The sequence below is a fragment of the Pseudomonas sp. S36 genome (assembly GCF_016647875.1).
GTDB classification, from domain to species: domain Bacteria; phylum Pseudomonadota; class Gammaproteobacteria; order Pseudomonadales; family Pseudomonadaceae; genus Aquipseudomonas; species Aquipseudomonas parafulva.
In genome coordinates this window covers 57,577-76,445 of the sequence record NZ_JACVVG010000002.1, presented here as the reverse complement: position 1 = coordinate 76,445, position 18,869 = coordinate 57,577, and the positions used below count along the sequence as shown (strand labels likewise).

Genomic DNA, 18,869 nt, shown 5'->3' with positions numbered 1-18,869 from the left:
TGGCCAGCAGTTTGGCCAGCCCGAAGGTTTTCAACGGTGTTAGCTGCTCGCTAGCATGTGCCTGACCATTACTCAGCGGACTGCACCATGACAACAACAAGATCCCTGCTTTGCCTGGCAATCACGTGTGCCTGGTTCACCAGCCTGGGTACGTACGCCGCCAACACGGCAGACACACCGTGCAAGACCACTGCCGAATGCGCCGAGCAGGCGCGCAAGATCGGGGCTTTTGTAGAAAAGGCTCCCCCGAAGGGGCGCAAGGGCGAAAGCCAGTTCGATTACCTCAACCGCATCAACAAGGCCTCGCTGGTAATGCTCAAGGAGGCCGGCATCGTCACCGCCGAGCAAGCCGCCTCCATAGCCGGTGGCGTGCGTTATGCCATCGAGCAAGGCGAGCAGCCCGATGGCAAGCGCCCAAGCGACGTCCTGCAACTGGAGCAGATCCTCACCGACAACGTGGGCCCTGAGGCTTCGCTGATTCATTCCGGCCGCAGCCGCCAGGACATGTATGCCACCTACCGCCTGGCCTCGCTGCGCACCCACATGCTCGCCTACGGCGATGCCCTGAACGCCACGCGCCAGCGTTTGCTCAAGCTCGCCGCCGAGCACATCGATACCCTGGTGCCGGCTTACACCAACGGCGTGCAAGCCATGCCGATCAGCTACGCCCACTACTTGCTGGCCTACGAGGCGTCGTTCGAACGCGATGCGCAGCGCCTGCATGAGTTATACGCACGGTTGAACCTGAGCCCGCTGGGCACTGCGGTGCTGGCCAACTCCGGTTACCCGATCAACCGTGAGCGGCTGGCAGCGCTGCTGGGCTTTGACGGTGTGCGGGAGAACTCGCTGGACGCCAGCCAGGTGTCCACCTATGACATCCCGCTGGAGGCTTCTGGTCTGGTGTCATCCTCGGCGATTCGTATCGGCGCGTTCATTGGCGATATCCACACCCAGTATCACCAGACCCGGCCGTGGATCCTGCTCGATGAGGCCTCGACCTACACCAGCAGTGCCATGCCGCAAAAGCGCAACCCCGGCCTCCTGATGCGCACCCGGGAGGCGGCGTCCGATGTGGTCGGGCTGGCCAATGCCACCACCGTGCGCGCGCACAACGTCACCACCGGCATGACCGATTACAAGGCCGCGTTTGACGACCTGGGGCTGTTCACCTCCAGCGGCGAAATGTTCAAGCGCCTGGACCAGGTGCTGGATGCGCTGAAAATCAATGCAGCCCGGGCTGAAGAGGAGCTGGATGCTGACTGGACCACCTCGATGGAGTTGGCCGACACCCTGGAGCGCAAGCACCATGTGCCGTTCCGAATCGGCCACAGCTTTGCTTCGCTGATCGTCGAGAAGGCCCGTGCCGACGGCACGCTGCCCAAGAACTTTGCCTACGCGGACGCGCAGGCGCTGTATACCCAGGCGGCGGACAAACACCAGTGGAAGGACAACACACTGCCCCTGAGCGAAGCGGATTTCCGCGCCAGCCTGTCGCCCCGTGCGATGGTGCAGAGCCGTAAAGGCACCGGCGGGCCGCAGCCGGAGGAAGTGCGGCGTATGCTGGCTGAGGCCAGGCAGCGCTTGCAGGATGACCAGGGGTGGATGCAGCAGCGGCGGCAGAAGCTGGCGGATGCCGGGCGGGTGCTTGATAAGGCGTTTGAGGGGTTGATGGGTGGGAGCGACCGATAGCACCGTCGGCGTTTGGTCATAGAGCGCCGGGGGCGCTCCGCACCCCATCGCGAGCTGCGCTAGCTCCTACAGTAGCAGGCCTGCAACCGCCCCCGTAGGAGCGACCGCAGGTCGCGATGGGCTGCAACGCAGCCCCAACGCTATCAGCGTTCGATCACGGATTACCGGGAGCGCGCTGCATCATGCCTAATTCAGCATCATCCAGCAGCGCCTTGCCCAGCGCGCAGAGATAATGCGCTGCCCAGATCAGCTTGGGTTTGTCCTCCATCAGCCCGTCGATGGTCAGGTCACGGGCGTAGCCCATAGTTCGGAGGCCTGTTCACGGGCGCTCTGGCAGGGGATGCCGGGCTCTATGCGGAACAGGGCGTGGGTGTGGTTCTCACCCTGATAAAACACCGTCTTACCCACCGTGCAGTGGGCGTTCTGATTGTTCATTAGGTCGTTCCCTTGAATTGTTGAAGCCTGTGCTGGCCCGTATTCATCCATGGGTCAGTGCATCAGCTGCAGGTTCGATGGCCTCTGTATCTGAGCCAGCGTCGCTTCAAGCAATTTGCGTAGCGTTTCAAGCTCGTGCATCGCCGCCATCACCAGCACCGTTGCCGGTGAACGCGGCTGCATCATCAGGGCTTGTTGGGCTACGGCCTCTGCACAGAGGGCATGGTCGGCGGCCAGCATGATGGCCTCTTCCAGGGAGTGGGGGAACTGAGGTGGATCAGGTACGATTTTCAGCATGATGTGGTCCTCGGTGGAGCGACCAGCACTCGCTGTCAAACAAGTGGTGGCAGCTGTGTGTAGGTTGACAGACCGGTGAAGACCAAACCGGCGCACACGAGGTGCCCCACACACAGCCGCCATAGGGAAAACCGCATGTTTGGTCGTCATCGGCCTGTCAAAGCCGGTCGTTGATATGCAACGACCCACCGAGACTAAAACCCCGAAAAACCGACCGCAATGGAAAACAGGCCCACGGAGTATCTTTGGGAAACGGCCTACACGAAAGGGCCAAAGTCTGATTTTTCTGCTTCGGCACGCCCAATTTGGAGCGCAAGCACCATGTGCCGTTCCGCATCGGCCACAGCTTTGCTTCGCTGATCGTCGAGAAGGCCCGTGCCGACCGCACGCTGCCCAAGAACTTTGCCTACGCGGACGCGCAGGCGCTCTATACCCAGGCGGCGGACAAACACCAGTGGAAGGACAACACACTGCCCCTGAGCGAAGCGGATTTCCGCGCCAGCCTGTCGCCCCGCGCGATGGTGCAAAGCCGTAAAGGCACCGGCGGCCCGCAGCCGGAGGAAGTGCGGCGTATGCTGGCTGAAGCCGGGCAGCGCTTGCAGGACGACCAGGCGTGGATGCAGCAGCGGCGGCAGAAACTGGCGGATGCCGGGCGGGTGCTTGATAAGGCGTTTGAGGGGTTGATGGGTGGGAGCGACCGATAGCACCGTCGGCGTTTGGTCATAGATCGCCGGGGGCGCTCCGCACCCCATCGCGAGCTGCGCTAGCTCCTACAGTAGCAGGCCTGCAACCGCACCCGTAGGAGCGACCGCAGGTCGCGATGGGCTGCAACGCAGCCCCAACGCAATCAGGGTTCGATCAGGGATTACCGGGAGCGCGCTGCATCATGCCCAATTCAGCATCGTCCAGCAGCGCCTTGCCCAGCGCGCAGAGATAATGCGCTGCCCAGATCAGCTTGGGTTTGTCCTCCATCAGCCCGTCGATGGTCAGGTCACGGGCGTAGCCCATAGTTCGGAGGCCTGTTCACGGGCGCTCTGGCAGGGGATGCCGGGTTCTATGCGGAACAGGGCGTGGGTGTGGTTTTCACCCTGATAAAACACCGTCTTACCCACTGTGCGCAAGCTGTCATCGTTGGCCAATGAGCGGTGATGTGGCGGATCGGGGACTATTTTCATCAAGATTGCTTCCGTTTGCAGGGCCGTCACCGGCTGCTGTCAAACAGAGGGTGGCAGCTGTACGTGGGTTGACAGACCGGCGGAAACAACAAGTTCCGGCGCACGCAAGCGTGCCCGCACGTACAGCTGCCATAAGGGCGGCTGTTTTGTTGATTACCGTCGCGACCTGTCAAAGTCGTATCGTTGATATGCAACGACCGACCGAGACTAAAACCCCGAAAAACCGACCGCAACGGAAAACAGGCCCACGGAGTATCTTTGGGAAACGGCCTACACGAAAGGGCCAAAATCTGATTTTTCTACGTCGGCAAGCCCAATTGTCAGGCACAAAAAAAGACGCCCGAGGGCGTCTTCTTTTTGGAATTTGGTGGAGCCGGGGGGATTGCAATCTAAATCCGCAGACGTCCAAAATTGTCGTTAACCTATTGATTTTACTGGTTTTCAAAGCAGTTATTTGCCATTCCTGTCCATTGTGGTACGTTCCAATCCGCGAAAAAATGTGGGACTAAATGTGGGATATGGAGAATCACCTTGGGCAAGCTGACAGCGCTGAAAATTAAGAAGCTGGTTGATAAGGGGTCATACGAGGATGGAGACGGACTGCGGCTTGTTGTGAGGGAGTCGGGATCGAAGTCATGGGTTCTCCGCTACCAGGTTGGAGGTAAGAGGAAGGATTTAGGGCTCGGAGGTTATCCTGCGGTGAGTCTGCAGGAGGCTCGGGACATGGCGGTCGAGCAGAAACGACTCGCTCGGAGCGGTGTTGATCCTGTGGAAAATCGGAAAGGCGAGGCAGAGAAGGCGGCTAAACGCCTGGCAGGCAGGCGAACGTTTGAAGAGTGCGCAACGGCCTATATCGACGCGCACAGGCACAGCTGGAAGAACGGAAAGCATGCGTGGCAGTGGACGAACACCCTTGAGCGGTTCGCGTTTCCGGTGATCGGCAAAAAAGATGTGGCCGAAGTGACCACAGATGATGTTCTTAGGATCCTTGAGCCTATCTGGAACACGATCACCGAAACGGCGACGAGGGTTAGGAGCCGTATTGAAAATGTCCTTGATTCCGCAAAGGCCCGAGGGTACAGGGACGGAGAAAATCCAGCCCGTTGGCGTGGGCATCTGAGTACCTTGCTGGCGGCTAAGCCGAAAAAAAAACGGGTGGTTCATCACCCTGCCATGCACGTAGATATGCTGCCGACCTTCATGGTTGAACTGGCCGCCCAGACGGCTCTCAGCGCACGTGCATTAGAGTTCACAATACATACGGCTCTTCGAACAAACGAAGTCTTAGGGGCTCAATGGAGTGAGATCGACATGACAAACCGGGTTTGGAAAGTTCCGGCAAGTCGTATGAAGATGGCTCTAGAGCACAGCGTGCCATTGACCGATGAAGCGCTATCGATCCTTCAAGCCGTAAGAGGCCTGGACGCTCGACTGGTTTTTCCTGGGCAAAAAAGCGGTAAACAAATGAGCGGCCGCACGATGATCGCCCTCTTAGAGCGAATGGGGCAGCATGACATTACTGTTCATGGCTTCAGATCAACGTTCACGGACTATCTCAGTGAGCGGCACGAGGTTTCGCGTGAAGTGAGAGAGATGGCGCTGGCGCATGGGATCAGTGATGAGGTTGAGGCTGCTTACAGGAGAGGCGACCTCTATGCAAAGCGCCGTGACGCGATGCGCTTGTGGAGCAGCTACCTCGTGAAGGGCGACGAATCTCTGCCGGGTGAGGCGGCAGAGGGGTCTGGGCTGAGTGAAATTGAAAATCCGACGAACGGTCATCCTCTGATCGTCCGCTAAATTCAATCGTTTCTGACATTTATCGGTATGCTAAAAACATACCGATGTCAAGAAAAAGATTTACGACAGCTCATTTTTTTCTGAGAATCCATGCCGCCGGACTGCGGCGGACTTTAGGAAACACAGATGGCTTCACTTTTGCGAATGCGCGATGTCTCTGCAAGGCTCCAGGCGGGTAAAAGCAAGGTTTACTCCATGATCAGGAGCGGAGAGTTTCCGGCTCCGATCAAGATCGGCAGTGCAAGTCGATGGGTAGACGAGGAAGTGGAGGCGTTCATTCGTCACCGAGAGAGTCGGCGTTAGATAAATCTATAAACAAATTCGCTAGGGATATCAATCCTAGCTGCATGCGTCGATACCATGATGGTGTACGCATGCGTCATAGAAATCAGGGAGGATATAGCTGTAAAAAGGATTTCGTGTGCCAGATGTAAAAGACGTAGCGTCTTCGGAGCTTTTTGATTTTGACATCGGGCTGACTATAACGCCCGGGAAGCTCCCGCCCTTGCACCTCCTCACGTCGAAGCAAGTATCCTATCTATCAATTAGGATCTCTAACCACTTTACTAACTCTCCAGAGGGCAGCGTAAGGCGACAAGGTCGGGAATACAAATTTGATACTCGGTTCTATGGCGTTATAGTTTCGGGGGCTACACCTGAGGCAGTGATTGCTAAGTTGCAATCTAGAAAGTTGTGGAGGAGAAGGCTACAAGGCGCTGCTGATTTGGCAAGGCTTGATTACGAAGCCAGAAATAAGATGGTGGGGGGTTCCGAATCTGGGGCCGAGCTTTATGCTTCTGATGTAACTGTTATCAAGGCCAGAGAAAAGAAGGTCGAAGTCGAAAGGTATTTGTCAGGGCAGGTAATATGCAATACCGCTACGGGAGACTGTATCGCGTTGTCAGAACTGGCGCAAAAGGCAGCGGCAAATAGATTTAACGAACTTTATTGGGTATCAAAAAACTTCGAGGCCATTGCAGATAACTGTGGGATGGGGTGGTTATTTGTTACCTTGACTGCCCCGCCAAAGTTCCATCCTAATCCTTTGAAAGGGAAGTGCAGCTATGACGCCGACCTTGGAGTAAGAGCAAGTCATACCTACATCCTGTCCGCTTGGTCGAGAGTCAGAGCGCTTCTAAGTAAGAGGGGTGTGAAAAGTGGCATATACACATACTTTGGCATCAGGACGGCAGAGACACATAAAGATGGATCCGTACATTGGCACTTGCTGGTATTCATTGAGCCGACTCTAGTTGATGTTTTCACTGAGAGTTGCAGGAGGCAATTTCCCGAATACGGGCAGGTTAAGTTCGAGGTCGGCGACCCCGAAATTGGTAGCGCTTCCAGTTATATTTTCAAATATTTGGCTAAGGGGTTTGACCTGGCTGTATCCGGGGAAATGATTGATGGTGTCGTAGACAGCGCGCGTGAGGACTCTGACTTGGCGTCGATCCGAAACGGGGAAAGGGTGCGGGCTGCTCTGAAGGCAATGCGCATTAGGCAATATCAAACATTTGGCGTTAAAAACGTTTTATCGTTACTGCGTGCGGTAAACAAGCTCAGTCTTGAGGAGTTAAAGTCTTTGAGTGGTGAAGTGCCGGGTATTGTGATTGAGAAGATCTGGCGAAAGCCCTTAGGCCTTAAGTTTCTCCTTGAGAATGATTTTTTGATTGCCATTCAGGATGGCGAAGCACCGATTATGATTGTTAAAGAAGCGGGCGTAGGAGTTTATGGCGAGGCTACGATTAGTGCGGTAGGGCTAAAAATAGGTACTCATATCGTTAGAACTCGTGGTAGGTACAAGATTGAAAAGGCCAAATAGCTGTAGGTTACAGTTATTAATAATGTTCCAAGGGGGAGCTCATGGTTCATCCTGAGCACCTTCGACAAATCACGATCAGTAGCAACCAATAATCACCAGGGGCAATGCACATGAAATCTTTCCCGAAAGACGAACAGGCCAAAAAAATTTGCTGGGACTGGGCTGGAGATTTTAAGAAGGTGGGGTTGATGGAGGACTACTTTTTTTGGCTATCCATCGGCGTCGCTTTTGAAAACGGCGCATCGGTGCGTGACTCATGCATCATCAAAAAAATTAATAAAACTATTCGAATTAAAGCCGAGTTGGCAAATGTAAAGGGGATTCTGCCTGAATATTTGGATAAGGCGCTCCCTCAAATCAGGCATGAGGTGAAATATCTCGAAATGCTTATGATGCATACGTTTGGCTAGCCTAGTGAGGGCGAATCGCCATAAGTTCTGGCCCTGTAGCGGGTCTGTTGCATGGTAGCTTCCCGGTTTTCAATCAATTCCAATCGACGAGCCAGGGTGTCCCGCTCCACTTCCAGCGACAATATGTTACCTTCCGCAAGCTGAATATCCATCTCGCGGAGCGCCAAAGCATTAGATCGCTGCTTTAGGTTGAACTCTTGCATTCCATGTTCGACCTCCTGGTGTACAGCGATCTGTTGTTTTAATTTCAACTCTTCAGCTATGTTTTGTAATGTTCGAAGCCTTGAGCGTGTAGCTTTCCTAAGTCTGGGCTCCCTGGCTGCGCACGAAGCGTTGGCCTTTGCTACATTCTCAGCCTGAAGCCAGAGTTTGGTTTTTTTACCGAACGCAGCCGCAGCATAGTCTTTAAAACCTAACTCTGGTGCTGCCCCGGTTGCTTTCATTACAGTATAAAATGCTGCCACATCTTCGTGTTTAGCCTTTGAGCCAATCACGCCACGCTCCAGGCCACGCGTGGAGCCACAGGCGGCATGGAATTCATTTTGCATCTTCCGAAGTTTAGTGACACCCCCGAGAAAATCCCGGCATGATAATCGCCCGTCTTTTGTGCGAGGTACTACATAAGCCACTAGATGAGGCGTAGATTCATCCAGGTGGACAGTCGAACTGACGACATTCTCTGCCCCGTGACGTTTTTTAAGCCAGGTCAGTGCGTCAGAAAAATATCCGCTCCCGAGGTCATCTAGGTGCCCTCCATGGCGCATAAATGCCTCAGGTGATGCTGTGATCAGGTATTCAATACAGAGTACCGCATCGCGTCTTCGTTTGTCCGGAAGCCTTCTTTTCATAGCTTGCAGCAAACTGCCCGTACCATGCGCCCCGACTGTGCGATTATGGCCTCGCATAGCTGGGTCTGAGTTAGGTGTGGGTTGTTCTCGAAAAGTATGACGGGCCGAACGTGCGACCGCGCCAAAGCTCTTTAGCTTTTTAGTGCGTAAAATCGCGTAACTCATATGTATGGCCCATCAAAACCTACTCTAAAGGTTCCGCGCTTCCAGGTGGGTATATATGGTTTCTCAAAAGGTTGAGCTGGTGGCGGAGGCGCTACTATGGTTTTAGGCTCCCCATTGCTAGCAGTGTCCGATGCAAGAAACTTTTTGATAATATCTAGTATCATTGCTAGGGCAAGCAAAATGGCATCCAGAAGCGTTACCTCGATCCGTAGCACTTCCCAAAATTCATTTTGATCAACCTCAATGTACCTGTGTGCTAAACCCGTGTTCTGTAGCTTGAGCAAAGCATCAAATGCCCTAGGAACATCTGTTCGGCGAATTTCATAGAGGTCAGCAGTAGACTGATCCTTGGGAATATCGCATAGTGCCCTGGTGATCACTTCGTCAAGTTTTTTTCCAGGGAAATTTGAACATGCCTGGGCTAGCACCAGGCGGTGATTTTGAGGCAAGAGTAGGGGGGCAGGATGTTTCATTGACGGCAACTCCGGATGCTCTTGTTGTTGTCCCATTAGTATGCAAATGGAGCAAAGACCTGTGCAACCCCGCCAGTGACACTACGTGTAACTCACTACACATTGTTCCAATGTTACGTTCGCCAGCAGCCTGGAAAATCAAAGTCGCGCCCCTTCGGCGCCACCGCCTAGGGATCGCCCTAGATGCGAAGGGCATGGGGAAGAACCCCATACCCTTCGAGAAGTTTACGATCTTGGGTATGGTCAAGAGTACGCATTCGCCAATGCACTCGCCCGTTCCTGCTCACTGCGTTGCGCGGGCTGCGGCCTCGCGCCTTGCTCTTGACCTGCCAAGAACCAGGGGTGGCCGCAACTCTCACAGCTGCGAAGAGTTAGACATCATCCTCTCGTTCTCGCTTAACTCGCTTCTCGTGGAACTCAATGAGAAATAAAAAATTTGAACGGATAACATAAAAGACAGATAGCGTCTGAAGTAAAGTGGCATAAATTACCACTGTAACTGCTGCAGCTTTAATGTTTAAGCGATGGGCTTCGTAGAAGTCTGTATTTGCAATTAAGGTCTTGCCGAGTAGGACGTAAATCATTGCCATAGCGACAAGGGCGGAAATAATAATACTGCCCACCATCGTTTTTAATCTGGCAGAGTTTTCTTGTGCCTCACTAAAGTCGGCGCTTGTAATGTTATCGCTTGTTATGCGTACCAAGGCATCAGGATAAAGGTAGGCCACCCATATGCCCATAATAGTAAACACGCAGCCCGATACATTGAGGAGAGCGCCGCTATAATCTTTTACGTCTGCATAGCTGACCGTAATGCCTGACCATTTTACCAAGGCTAATATTATGCCAAAAAGCAAAAGCGGCACACTCAGATAAAGAGCCCACTCAAGCGATTTTCGCACTTTCCGCCTCCACTGAAGGTTCCTCTTCCGCAGCGAGTGCCATCCTGTCTGCTTCCTCAAGGGCTGCTTTAGCCTCTTCCTCCAGCTTTTTCTGCCTAGCGATACTAGCGATATATTCCGACCGTTTAGGTGACAAATACTTGAAGAGGGTGGCCGCTGGAATTACATCGTTACCATCATCTTCAACAGAGATGGAGTCAGTTAGGCGGTATTCTTGAGCCCAGGTAACACGTGAATTTTGATCCATGAATCCGACTTTTTCCCAGCCATCTGCATCTACATCTCCACTGGAGGCAATAATGTCAAGAATCTCTGCCCTGGATGGTGATGTTTCTATTTTAAGTTCAACCTTAAGATTTTCTTTAACCTTCTGGGCGGGACGGCTAAACAACTTATTTACTACAGGGATTTTCGAGAGACCGCCGACCCAGCCTTCGAGAACTTCATCTTTCGCATAGGTCGGAACAAGTTTTCTGTTCAGTACGTATTTAGTGGTTTCTGCGATTTCGTTTATTTTTGATTCTGTGGTTGAGAAGATTTTAAGCGCGGCTTTGAACTTGAAGGTGACCTTGTATTTGAACTCATCATCATCTTTCTTGGCTTCGCTCTCATTCGCGGCTTTTTTATTCGCGCCGCCAACAGCATTGGCAGCATCCTCGATGGCTTCTATTACTTCTCGTTTAATATCAAAATAGACTCGAGTAAATGATTTTTCCTTGCCGGAAGCCATTACTTGTTCTTTGGTTTTAATGCCGGGGAACTTAACCCTGAAATTAACACATCCATTTACCCACTCATGAACCATGTCAGAGTCGCAACGGGAGTTGTCAAATTTTATTGAGACCATGTAATTTTTGCTTGGGATGAACCAGTAATAGCTTGGGTGGCCCCATATAACGTCTTCTTGGTCATGCTCTGAGTCAGGTTTTAGGAATTTGCTGGGGTTGCCGCCGCTATCTAACTTTACACCAACCATTGACCTGTCATTGTCTGGATCTGACTTCCATAGAACGAAAAGAAAGTCGCCAGTTGTCTCATCTTTGTATACATCATGACAATAGCAATTGACACTCTTGGACTTTGCCGAGTCATCCCAGGGTACCGTGGTTTTGAAGGATCTCCCGCCGACCCAGTTTTTAATCGCCTCTAGCACAACGTCCGCTTCAAGCCCGTAGCAATTATCTGAAACGAAGCCGTACAACCCACATTTCTCAATTTCAAAAAAATTCAAGGTACCGGTGCGGCGCATAAATCAGATCCTTCAGATTTCATGTAAGGCTGTGGGCCAGCTGGAAGGCGTCCACTAAACCGTGTCGTTGACGAATGAAATGGCCATGATGCTGAAAAAAGGGGTAGGGCCACCAATCTGGCATCATAGCTGCCAGCATCAGTCGTGGCCATCTGCTTGTAGGACACCGAATCACAGGGTGTAGGGGGGGGCGGAGCCAAAGGCATTTGCTTTATGGAGGTAAACGCATCTACAGGCAGCATCTGTCGTCGTAAAGAGGAACTCGAAGACGCCTATACAACGGGCAGCGAGGATCCGCGCTGGCTAGCCAGTCGAGCCCCTTCGGGTCAGCGACTGAAGAGACGAATGCTAGTAGTGCACGAGCCCCACTTATGGCACCTGCATCAACGCTACCCATCAAGGGCTATTGGTGTTCAAATTGGGAAATTTTCGCCGCCCAGCGATGGTGCGAACCGGCATCCTTCCGCTTAGGAAGCTGGAGCATGTTGAGTGGAATACACCGTGTGGGACGAAGTGTGGGACGCTGCGATTGGGCATAAACAAAAAGCCCCAGATTCGCTAGCGATTCCGGGGCTTTCTGAGTTTTGATTTGGTGGAGCCGGGGGGATTTGAACCCCCGTCCGCCAGTACTCCGCTGTCGGTACTACATGCTTAGCCGTGTCTATTGAGTTAATCCGCAGCCGCCCGACGGGCAGGGTGCTTTGGACGAGTTGGGTAAGTTTTAGTCGCTTTGCCCCCAACGTGCTACACGACGATCCTGTTCTGTATGACAATCACTTCGGGTTTACAGGCATCCCCTGGTGATTGCTGGAGCCGAAGCTACCAGGAGAGCGGGCTCAGCTGCTTACGCAGCGAGAGCGTAGCCCTCGTAGTTTTCGTCATTGGCAACTATAGAAAGTTGCAACAGTGGATTTACGAGTTCTGTTACCAACTCGGCATGCACCTAGAGTTTCGCTACCGGCGTCGAATCCTAATCGGCCCCACACTAGCTCTAGCTAACGTACCTTACGGCACGTGGAATCGAGTATACGGCATTGCGCGGGCGCCGTCGACCACCAGACCGGCCACCCACGCGCTGCATCAGGCGCCGCCGCTGCTCGAGCCGCTGCCTTTGTCGGTTTTTTCGAGACGGTTAAGTACCTTGCTGGTGATCTCTATGCAGGTCTTGGTGTCGCCATTGGCCTGGGCTTGCTTGGCCTTGTCGACGTGATCGGTTACAGCTTTATCGAAGGTTTCAGGGGTACTGCCGGCAGTAGGCTGCATGTCATTGATTTTCTGCAGGTTGATGGCACACAGGTCTTCTGCGAAGACTGGCGAGGCCAGCAGGGTAGCGGCCGCGAACAGGGCCGAAAGCGCGGTACCTTTCATGGGAGTCTCCTCTGTGGCCTCTGGTAGGTGGGCCTGTAAAAGTGGACTGTGGCCATTCGCCAACAGTTCAATCCTGTTGGCGGGGTGCTTGAGTGGCCAAAGGAAGCGACCGTCCTACCTGCACTCTCCTTACCCACCAGCCATTCAAGCCACCGGGCAGGCCGAGGCACGTTCGCCGTCGACGACGACGTTGTAGGGTGCCTGCTCGCGATCGCGCAGGCCGTAGTCGCGGATCACCGAGGTGACGCGCACGCGGTAGTCGTCGAAGATCTTGTCCCGGCCGGCGCGTTGGGCCGACAGGTGGGCGGTGACGTTGCGCCATTGCACCACGGCTTCTTCATCGCGCCAGGTGGTTACCGACATCACCTTTTTGGGGTTCAGTGTGCTCTGGAAGCACTCCACCGAAATAAAGCCCTCCATCGGCTGCAGCAACGGGGTGAGCTTGTTGACTAGGTCTACGTAGGTTTCACCCTGGCCTGGCAATGCCTGCAATTCGAACAGTACAACGATCATCTTCAGCTCCTCATCCTAGACGGTTTTTTGTAATGGGTTTCAGCGGGTAGGCAGGTTGCTCAGCCACGCCTGCATCACGCGGCCTGCAGCAAGGCTCAGGCGGCCTTCCAGGCCCTTGGCGGCCGCGCGCAGCGCAACCGGGTCGATGCCGGCCTGGCCCAGCTCACTGGCGTGCCCCACCAGCCACTGGTCGATGCGGGTGGTATCGGCCTCCAGGTGGAACTGCAGGCCCAGAATGGTATTGCCCACGGCAAACGCCTGGTGTGCGCCAACCGGGGTGCTGGCCAGCAACTGCGCGCCTTCCGGCACGTCGAACTGGTCGCCATGCCAGTGCAGCACGGGGGTGCCCTGCAGGGCGGCGAGGGGAGAATCCTGGCCGGCTGCGGTCAGGGTCAACGGCGAAAAACCGATTTCCTTGACGCCCATGGGGTACACCTTGGCGTGCATGGCGCGGGCGATCAACTGCGCACCCAGGCAGATGCCGAGCATGGGCTTGCCGCACTCGATGCGCTGGCGTACCAGTCTCAGCTCGTCATGCAGGAAGGGGTAGAGCTGTTCGTCGTAGGCCCCGATAGGGCCGCCGAGCACGATCAGCAGGTCGGCCTTCACCACCTGCTCGCCGTCGAGGGTATCGACGGTTGGGTCCAGATAGGTGAGGGCGTAGCCTGCGTCGGCCAGCACCGTATCCAGGGTGCCAACGTCTTCGAAATGGATGTGGCGCAGTGCAATTGCAGTCTTCATGGAAAATCCTGTGGTTGAGAGAGCGGCGGTTGCAGTCTAGGCCGAGGCGTTGAGGTCGACCTTGAGGGTGCCGGACGTTGGGAAGGTGCAGCAGGCCAGCGCCCAGCCTTCTTCCTTGTCCTTGTCGGTCAGGCAGAAATCGGGCTCCAGCGTGTATTCCCCTTCCGACACCTTCAGCCGGCAATGGCCGCAGATGCCCGCCCGGCACACACTGCGCACCTCGATGCCGCTGGTCTCCAGCATCTCCAGCAAGCTTTTGCCGGCAGGCGGCTCCAGCACCTGGCCGGTGTGCTTCATGTGAAGGCGCAGGGTGTCGCTTGCCTCGCTACCCGGTGTAGCCGCCACGGGTGCTACCGGTGCGCTGAACGATTCGATCAGCAGCCGGCTGGCTGGCAGCTCGGCTTGCAGATGCTCACGCATGCCCAAGGCAAAGCCATGGCTGCCACAGATCACCACGCTGTCTGGGTTACCCAGCCGCTTCAGGTCGTTGGCTTGTGGGCGGCCTGCGCTGAAGTGGCCTTTGCCAGTGATGGCTTCGCGGGTGACGAACACCTGCAGGGCGAACCATGGCTGGGTCAGCTCCAGTGCCAGCAACTCGTGCAGGAAAGGCAGCTCGGCGGTGGATGGCACGCACAGCAGCAGGCTGACCTGCGGTACGGGTAGACCTTCTTGTGCCCGTTGCGCAAACCCGCGCAGCAGGGCAAGCGGCAGGGTGATACCGATACCGCCGGCAAGCATGCCGACCTGCCGGCACCCGACCAGGGATGCCACGGTGATGTCCCCCTCCACGCACTGCAGCGAAATGCTTGACCCAGCCTGCAGCGCCGCGTGCAAATGGTCCGAAACCCCGCCATGCCCTTCGCGCCTTACCGCAATTTCGAACCGGTCGTCCGCCGACTTGTGGGTAATCGAGTACAGGCGCTGCTGGGGCGTGCCAGCCATGTCTGCAGCTTGCAGGGCCACGTGCCTGCCCGGCTCCAGGCGTGCAAGGAAATTGCGGGGGGCATCGAGTACGCGCAGGCTGAACACCTTCACCTGGGCCGTTTCGCTGTGCACCTGCTCGCACAGCGCCTTGAAGGTCGGGTTCATGCGCTGGCCCTTTCATTCAACTGCTCCACTGCCAGCTCTGCACTGTCCAGGCCGTTGCCGGCCAGGCCGATGCGATCGACCAGCGCCTGCAGCGAATCGGTGTACACACTGATTTCGTTGTTGTCGCCCACGTCATGCAGAATCTCGTTGGCATGCGGGAAATCGAGCATGGAGAACACCTTGGACCAGGCGCCCATTTCGTTGTTGGCGAACATCTGCACCGTGCGCAGGATGACCGAGCGCAGGTACTGGCGTTCTGTGCGGCTCAGGCCGTGGACGATGTCGGACGCGACAAAACTGAACACGCTCGAATGGCTCCATTCGTCCATGGCGTGGGTGCGGGTGACTTCGTGGCAGACCGCCTGGATGCTGGCGTCTTCTGCCATGGTCTTGAGGTAATCGGTAATCAGCGTTTCGCTGGCACAAGCGATGCCGAAGCGGGTCAGGCGGCGTTCCCACTCGGCCGTGCAATTGGCCAGCAGGGCTTCGCGCCAGGTCACCAGGTTGAAGGCGCTGAAGTCCAGCGGCGCCAGTTTGCGCATGTCATAAATATAATTGCAGGCCATGATAGACATGCGCGTGTGCAATGCTTCGTCGAGCATGGCCTGGGACATGACATCTTGCAGCAAGGTGCGGTTATTACTGTGTGGCGGGGTTTTGATAATGTCTTCGCAGGCGGGCACCACCACATTGCATTCGATATAAATGGTTTTGAGGTTGTAGATGCCCCACGCATAGGACAGGCATTTGGATTTCAATGCTTCTGGCGCTTCACGCCACGCCTGGTGATGCCGGAATGGCAGCAACGACAGGCTGAAGTCATTCTTTGTGGGGTCGAATGCCAGGCCCCAGTAGTCCGGCTGCGGCTGGTTCACAGCTGCGCGGGTTTTCCAGAGCGTGGCCAGTTTGGACAGCATATTGCCCACGGCGTCGTCGGTGGTGTAACTCTTAACTTCCATGTTTAAGCTCCAGGCGTTTCGGTTGTGTGTGTTATTGTGGAACGTGCCGGTACAACACATTCACGGACACGCGAATGCAGCGTGCAATAACGCAATATATGCAGGGCGGCGCCCTTCAAGTGTGCGTTATAAACAGCGTGCGCTTGTTGATATGAATCATTTATAAGTGAGTTGTAGTGCTCTTGTTTTTCTGTTGTTGGCCAGGGCTCGCTCCTGCAGTAACGTCACTGCAACAGTCAGGCCCATGAAGGCTGCGCTGCCCCAGAAAATCCCTGTGGGGTGGCCCTGGTCCAGCAGCCATCCAAACCCGACCGGCCCGAGGGTGCCGCCGATATTGAAACCGGTCGAAACGATGCCGAAGGTTTTACCTTCGGCACCTTTTGGGGCGGCAGCGCGTACCAGCATGTCACGCGAGGGGGCTATCACCCCGGTCAGGAACCCCGTCACCCCTAGCACCACCAGCAGTGCCGGCTCGTTCAGGCGCGCGCTGGCGACCAGCATCATCAGCAGGGTCGCCAGGGCAAATGCACTGGCTGCCACCACGCCGTGGCGTTGGGTTCGGTCGGCCAGCGTGCCACCGGCCAGCACGCCGAAAGCGCTGGCGAAGAGGAAAGCGGTGAGTGCCGAGTTGGCCCAGTTCAGGGCGACGCCCTGGCCTTGCATCAAGGCGGCGACAGAAAACTTTTCGATCGCGCCGGTGCTCAGGTTCAGCAATACGAATAACACGGTGAGGCTAACCACCATCGGTGACAGCAGTGCCAGGCGGCCTACCGTAGGCTGGCCTGCAGGCGTGGCCGATTGCACGTGGGTGGCCTGCGGCAGCGCCGAGCCTTGCACCCACAGCACCGCCAAGGTTGCAAACCCCACCAGTGCTGCCGCCGCGAACGCCATGGCCGGGGTGCTGGCCACGGCAACGCTCAACAGGAACACCGGGGCCACGGCAGCGCCCAGGAAACCTGCGAAGGTGTGCACCGAAAACGCTTTGCCGATATAGGCCGGGTCGATATGACGCGACAACAATGCATAGTCGGCGGGGTGGTAGATGGCGTTGGCGACCCCGGCCAGGCCCATGCCAAGCAATAGGCAGAAATAGCTGGGCGCCACTGCGATCAGCAGCAGGCTGCTGCTGCCCAGCGCCAGCGCGGCCCGCAACAGGCGCATGGCACCGAAGCGGTCCACGGCAAACCCCATGGGGGCCTGTACCAGTGCCGTCACGATGTTGAACAGGCTCAAGGCCAGGCCCAGTTCCACATAGTCCACCTGGAAGAACGCCGGCAGCAGCGGGAACAGCGCTGCCAGCACCATGATGTGCAGGTGGCTGACGAAGTGAGCAGCGGCGACTTGAGGTAATAACCCGATACGAAGCGTCATGGCGAAACCTGTGTGGTAAGCAGGGCAAAACCGGCGCAGAGCTTAAAGAGGCAACGGTCTTGCGCGGTAGTCCATTACTGCGACCCAAACCAGACCACTTAAGCTGGCTGCATGGCGCTCGCGCCAGCCCCTGGCTAGACGTGTGGCAGCAGTACCCTCGGCGGTGGTCTGCAACACCGGCCCGAACTGGTAGGGGCGCAGGCACCCTGAGCCGCTAGGGTAGGGCGGCGAGTTTTTGGGCGTTTACACAAGGAGTGAGCATGCCGCGTTTCGCTTATCGGGAGGGCTTGGCACTGCCCGGCGTCAGTGGTGCTGCGCTGCCCCAGGTGGACGGTGAAGTCTGGCAGGCCATTGATGCCGAGCGTCAGCGCCAGTTGCATTCCATCGAGCTGATCGCCGCCGAGAACATGGTCAGCCGCGCGGTGCTGGAGGCCCAGGGTTCGGTGCTCACCAACAAGTATGCCGAGGGTTACCCTGGGCGGCGCTACTACGCCAGTTGCGGCAATGCCGACGCCATTGAAACCCTGGCCATCGAGCGGGCCAGGCTGTTGTTCGATTGCGCCCACGCCAACCTGCAACCCCATTCGGGCAGCCAGGCCAACCAGGCTGTGTTCCTGGCATTGCTGGCGCCGGAAGACAAGATACTGGGCCTGGACCTGAAGGCCGGCGGCCATTTGTCCCATGGCGCCGCATTCAATGTCTCCGGGCGCTGGTTCAATGCCATCAGCTACGGGGTAAGCCCGGTTACCCACAGGGTCGACATGGACGAAGTGGAGCAAATTGCCCGGGAGCATTGCCCGCGCCTGATCATCGCGGGCGCCGCGGCGTATTCACGGGCGCTGGACTTTGCGCGGTTTCGCGCCATTGCCGACGACGTGGGGGCGTACCTGATGGCCGACATCGCCCATGTGGCCGGGCTGGTTGCCGGTGGCGCCTACCCGTCGCCTGTGCCCCATGCCCATGTGACCACCCTGAGCACCCACGCCACCTTGCGCGGGCCCCGTGGCGGCATGATTCTGTGCAGCGATCAGGCCCTGGCGCGCAAGATCGATGCGGCGGTGTTCCCGGGTTTGCAGGGGGCGGCCCAGATGCATACGGTGGCGGCCAAGGCGGTGGCGCTGGGCGAGGCGTTGCAGCCGGGCTTCGGCCCCTATGCCCATGCCGTGGTGGCCAATGCCCAGGCCCTGTGTGGGCGCCTGGCCGAGGGCGGGCTTTTGGTGGTGTCGGGGGGCACGGACACCCACCTGGGGGTGGTCGACCTGCGGCCGTGGGGCCTGGCGGGCAACGTGGCCGAGGCTGCGCTGGAGGCCATCGGCATTACCGTGAACCGCAACGTGGTGCCCGGCGATGCCGGCACGCCCAGGGTTACCTCCGGCATTCGCCTGGGCAGCGCTGCGTGCACGTCACGCGGCATGGGCGTTGACGAGTTTCGCGAAATCGGCGACATGATCCTGGCCATGCTGGGCGGCGTGCGCAGTGGCTCGCTGGACATCCGCACCGAACACGCCATTCGTGAAGGCATCAGCGACCTGACCCGGCGCTTCAGGTTGCCCTACTGAGCCCGCC

Annotated in this window: 17 protein-coding genes, 1 other RNA gene and 3 pseudogenes; 7 read left to right on the top strand and 14 right to left on the bottom strand. The window is 56.6% G+C overall.

The window, feature by feature from the left end; genetic code table 11:
- Positions 1-87: 87 nt before the first annotated feature.
- Complete coding sequence (locus tag IAE36_RS01415) at positions 88-1,689, top strand: argininosuccinate lyase (RefSeq protein ID WP_201209824.1); 1,602 nt, start codon at positions 88-90, stop codon at positions 1,687-1,689.
- 154 nt (positions 1,690-1,843) lie between these two features.
- Here IAE36_RS01415 and IAE36_RS01410 read toward each other — a convergent pair.
- A pseudogene (locus IAE36_RS01410) lies at positions 1,844-2,124 on the bottom strand (DUF3077 domain-containing protein).
- Between the two features lie 54 nt (positions 2,125-2,178).
- Entirely contained in the window at positions 2,179-2,421 is a 243-nt protein-coding gene (locus IAE36_RS01405; protein ID WP_201209823.1) for a hypothetical protein, read from the bottom strand.
- A 305-nt stretch (positions 2,422-2,726) separates the two neighbouring features.
- On the opposite strand from IAE36_RS01405, the pseudogene IAE36_RS01400 reads away from it, so the two are divergent.
- Positions 2,727-3,125 (top strand): annotated as a pseudogene (locus IAE36_RS01400) (argininosuccinate lyase); the annotation flags it as partial.
- Between the two features lie 154 nt (positions 3,126-3,279).
- On the opposite strand, the pseudogene IAE36_RS01395 reads toward IAE36_RS01400, so the two are convergent.
- Positions 3,280-3,596 (bottom strand): annotated as a pseudogene (locus tag IAE36_RS01395) (DUF3077 domain-containing protein).
- Between the two features lie 531 nt (positions 3,597-4,127).
- On the opposite strand from IAE36_RS01395, the gene IAE36_RS01390 reads away from it, so the two are divergent.
- The 4 genes from IAE36_RS01390 (at position 4,128) to IAE36_RS01375 (ending at position 7,625) form a co-directional block, all read left to right on the top strand.
- Positions 4,128-5,393, top strand: coding sequence for a tyrosine-type recombinase/integrase (locus tag IAE36_RS01390; protein WP_201209821.1), 1,266 nt, complete (start codon positions 4,128-4,130; stop codon positions 5,391-5,393).
- Between the two features lie 126 nt (positions 5,394-5,519).
- Positions 5,520-5,696, top strand: coding sequence for a helix-turn-helix transcriptional regulator (locus IAE36_RS23580; RefSeq protein WP_201209820.1), 177 nt, complete (start codon positions 5,520-5,522; stop codon positions 5,694-5,696).
- A 118-nt stretch (positions 5,697-5,814) separates the two neighbouring features.
- Positions 5,815-7,215 carry a replication endonuclease gene (locus IAE36_RS01380; RefSeq protein WP_201209818.1) on the top strand — a complete coding sequence of 467 codons (1,401 nt, stop codon included), beginning with the start codon at positions 5,815-5,817 and terminating at the stop codon, positions 7,213-7,215.
- Positions 7,216-7,325: 110 nt separating this feature from the next.
- A complete protein-coding gene (locus tag IAE36_RS01375) occupies positions 7,326-7,625 on the top strand; it encodes a hypothetical protein (protein ID WP_201209814.1) in 300 nt (99 codons plus the stop codon).
- On the opposite strand, the gene mobV is transcribed toward IAE36_RS01375, so the two are convergent.
- From mobV to IAE36_RS01320, 11 genes are all read right to left on the bottom strand, one after another.
- Positions 7,622-8,638 carry a MobV family relaxase gene (gene mobV, locus IAE36_RS01370; RefSeq protein ID WP_201209813.1) on the bottom strand — a complete coding sequence of 339 codons (1,017 nt, stop codon included), beginning with the start codon at positions 8,636-8,638 and terminating at the stop codon, positions 7,622-7,624. The two genes, IAE36_RS01375 and mobV, sit on opposite strands and share 4 nt — an antisense overlap.
- Positions 8,635-9,111, bottom strand: a complete 477-nt coding sequence (locus tag IAE36_RS01365) for a hypothetical protein (RefSeq protein ID WP_201209809.1) — start codon at positions 9,109-9,111, stop codon at positions 8,635-8,637. The genes mobV and IAE36_RS01365 overlap by 4 nt, the downstream gene beginning before the upstream one ends.
- 371 nt (positions 9,112-9,482) lie before the next feature.
- Positions 9,483-10,013, bottom strand: coding sequence for a hypothetical protein (locus IAE36_RS01360; protein WP_201209808.1), 531 nt, complete (start codon positions 10,011-10,013; stop codon positions 9,483-9,485).
- Positions 9,997-11,262: a hypothetical protein gene (locus IAE36_RS01355; protein WP_201209807.1), complete on the bottom strand. Its 1,266-nt coding sequence runs from the start codon at positions 11,260-11,262 to the stop codon at positions 9,997-9,999. The genes IAE36_RS01360 and IAE36_RS01355 overlap by 17 nt, the downstream gene beginning before the upstream one ends.
- 590 nt (positions 11,263-11,852) lie before the next feature.
- Positions 11,853-12,244: a transfer-messenger RNA gene (gene ssrA / locus IAE36_RS01350) on the bottom strand.
- A gap of 98 nt (positions 12,245-12,342) precedes the next feature.
- A complete protein-coding gene (locus tag IAE36_RS01345; protein WP_201209801.1) occupies positions 12,343-12,630 on the bottom strand; it encodes a hypothetical protein in 288 nt (95 codons plus the stop codon).
- A gap of 144 nt (positions 12,631-12,774) precedes the next feature.
- Positions 12,775-13,143 carry an antibiotic biosynthesis monooxygenase family protein gene (locus IAE36_RS01340; RefSeq protein WP_201163632.1) on the bottom strand — a complete coding sequence of 123 codons (369 nt, stop codon included), beginning with the start codon at positions 13,141-13,143 and terminating at the stop codon, positions 12,775-12,777.
- 39 nt (positions 13,144-13,182) lie between these two features.
- Positions 13,183-13,884, bottom strand: coding sequence for a glutamine amidotransferase (locus IAE36_RS01335; RefSeq protein WP_201209800.1), 702 nt, complete (start codon positions 13,882-13,884; stop codon positions 13,183-13,185).
- 36 nt (positions 13,885-13,920) lie between these two features.
- Positions 13,921-14,973, bottom strand: coding sequence for a 2Fe-2S iron-sulfur cluster-binding protein (locus IAE36_RS01330; RefSeq protein ID WP_201209799.1), 1,053 nt, complete (start codon positions 14,971-14,973; stop codon positions 13,921-13,923).
- A complete protein-coding gene (locus IAE36_RS01325) occupies positions 14,970-15,932 on the bottom strand; it encodes an AurF N-oxygenase family protein (RefSeq protein ID WP_201209798.1) in 963 nt (320 codons plus the stop codon). Before IAE36_RS01325 ends, IAE36_RS01330 begins: the two co-directional genes overlap by 4 nt.
- Before the next feature lie 156 nt (positions 15,933-16,088).
- Entirely contained in the window at positions 16,089-17,303 is a 1,215-nt protein-coding gene (locus IAE36_RS01320; RefSeq protein ID WP_201209797.1) for an MFS transporter, read from the bottom strand.
- Between the two features lie 260 nt (positions 17,304-17,563).
- Here IAE36_RS01320 and IAE36_RS01315 point away from each other — a divergent pair, with 260 nt between their 5' ends.
- Complete coding sequence (locus IAE36_RS01315) at positions 17,564-18,862, top strand: serine hydroxymethyltransferase (RefSeq protein WP_201209796.1); 1,299 nt, start codon at positions 17,564-17,566, stop codon at positions 18,860-18,862.
- Positions 18,863-18,869 lie beyond the last annotated feature (7 nt).

Excerpts from the sequence above, each read along its gene's own strand:
- IAE36_RS01405 (WP_201209823.1), bottom strand. The coding sequence starts at position 2,421 with ATGCTGAAAATCGTACCTGATCCACCTCAGTTCCCCCACTCCCTGGAA.
- IAE36_RS01345 (WP_201209801.1), bottom strand. The coding sequence starts at position 12,630 with ATGAAAGGTACCGCGCTTTCGGCCCTGTTCGCGGCCGCTACCCTGCTG.
- IAE36_RS01335 (WP_201209800.1), bottom strand. The coding sequence starts at position 13,884 with ATGAAGACTGCAATTGCACTGCGCCACATCCATTTCGAAGACGTTGGC.
- IAE36_RS01415 (WP_201209824.1), top strand. The coding sequence starts at position 88 with ATGACAACAACAAGATCCCTGCTTTGCCTGGCAATCACGTGTGCCTGG.
- mobV (WP_201209813.1), bottom strand. The coding sequence starts at position 8,638 with ATGAGTTACGCGATTTTACGCACTAAAAAGCTAAAGAGCTTTGGCGCG.
- IAE36_RS01325 (WP_201209798.1), bottom strand. The coding sequence starts at position 15,932 with ATGGAAGTTAAGAGTTACACCACCGACGACGCCGTGGGCAATATGCTG.
- IAE36_RS01330 (WP_201209799.1), bottom strand. The coding sequence starts at position 14,973 with ATGAACCCGACCTTCAAGGCGCTGTGCGAGCAGGTGCACAGCGAAACG.
- IAE36_RS01315 (WP_201209796.1), top strand. The coding sequence starts at position 17,564 with ATGCCGCGTTTCGCTTATCGGGAGGGCTTGGCACTGCCCGGCGTCAGT.
- IAE36_RS23580 (WP_201209820.1), top strand. The coding sequence starts at position 5,520 with ATGGCTTCACTTTTGCGAATGCGCGATGTCTCTGCAAGGCTCCAGGCG.
- IAE36_RS01355 (WP_201209807.1), bottom strand. The coding sequence starts at position 11,262 with ATGCGCCGCACCGGTACCTTGAATTTTTTTGAAATTGAGAAATGTGGG.
- IAE36_RS01320 (WP_201209797.1), bottom strand. The coding sequence starts at position 17,303 with ATGACGCTTCGTATCGGGTTATTACCTCAAGTCGCCGCTGCTCACTTC.
- IAE36_RS01340 (WP_201163632.1), bottom strand. The coding sequence starts at position 13,143 with ATGATCGTTGTACTGTTCGAATTGCAGGCATTGCCAGGCCAGGGTGAA.
- IAE36_RS01365 (WP_201209809.1), bottom strand. The coding sequence starts at position 9,111 with ATGAAACATCCTGCCCCCCTACTCTTGCCTCAAAATCACCGCCTGGTG.
- IAE36_RS01375 (WP_201209814.1), top strand. The coding sequence starts at position 7,326 with ATGAAATCTTTCCCGAAAGACGAACAGGCCAAAAAAATTTGCTGGGAC.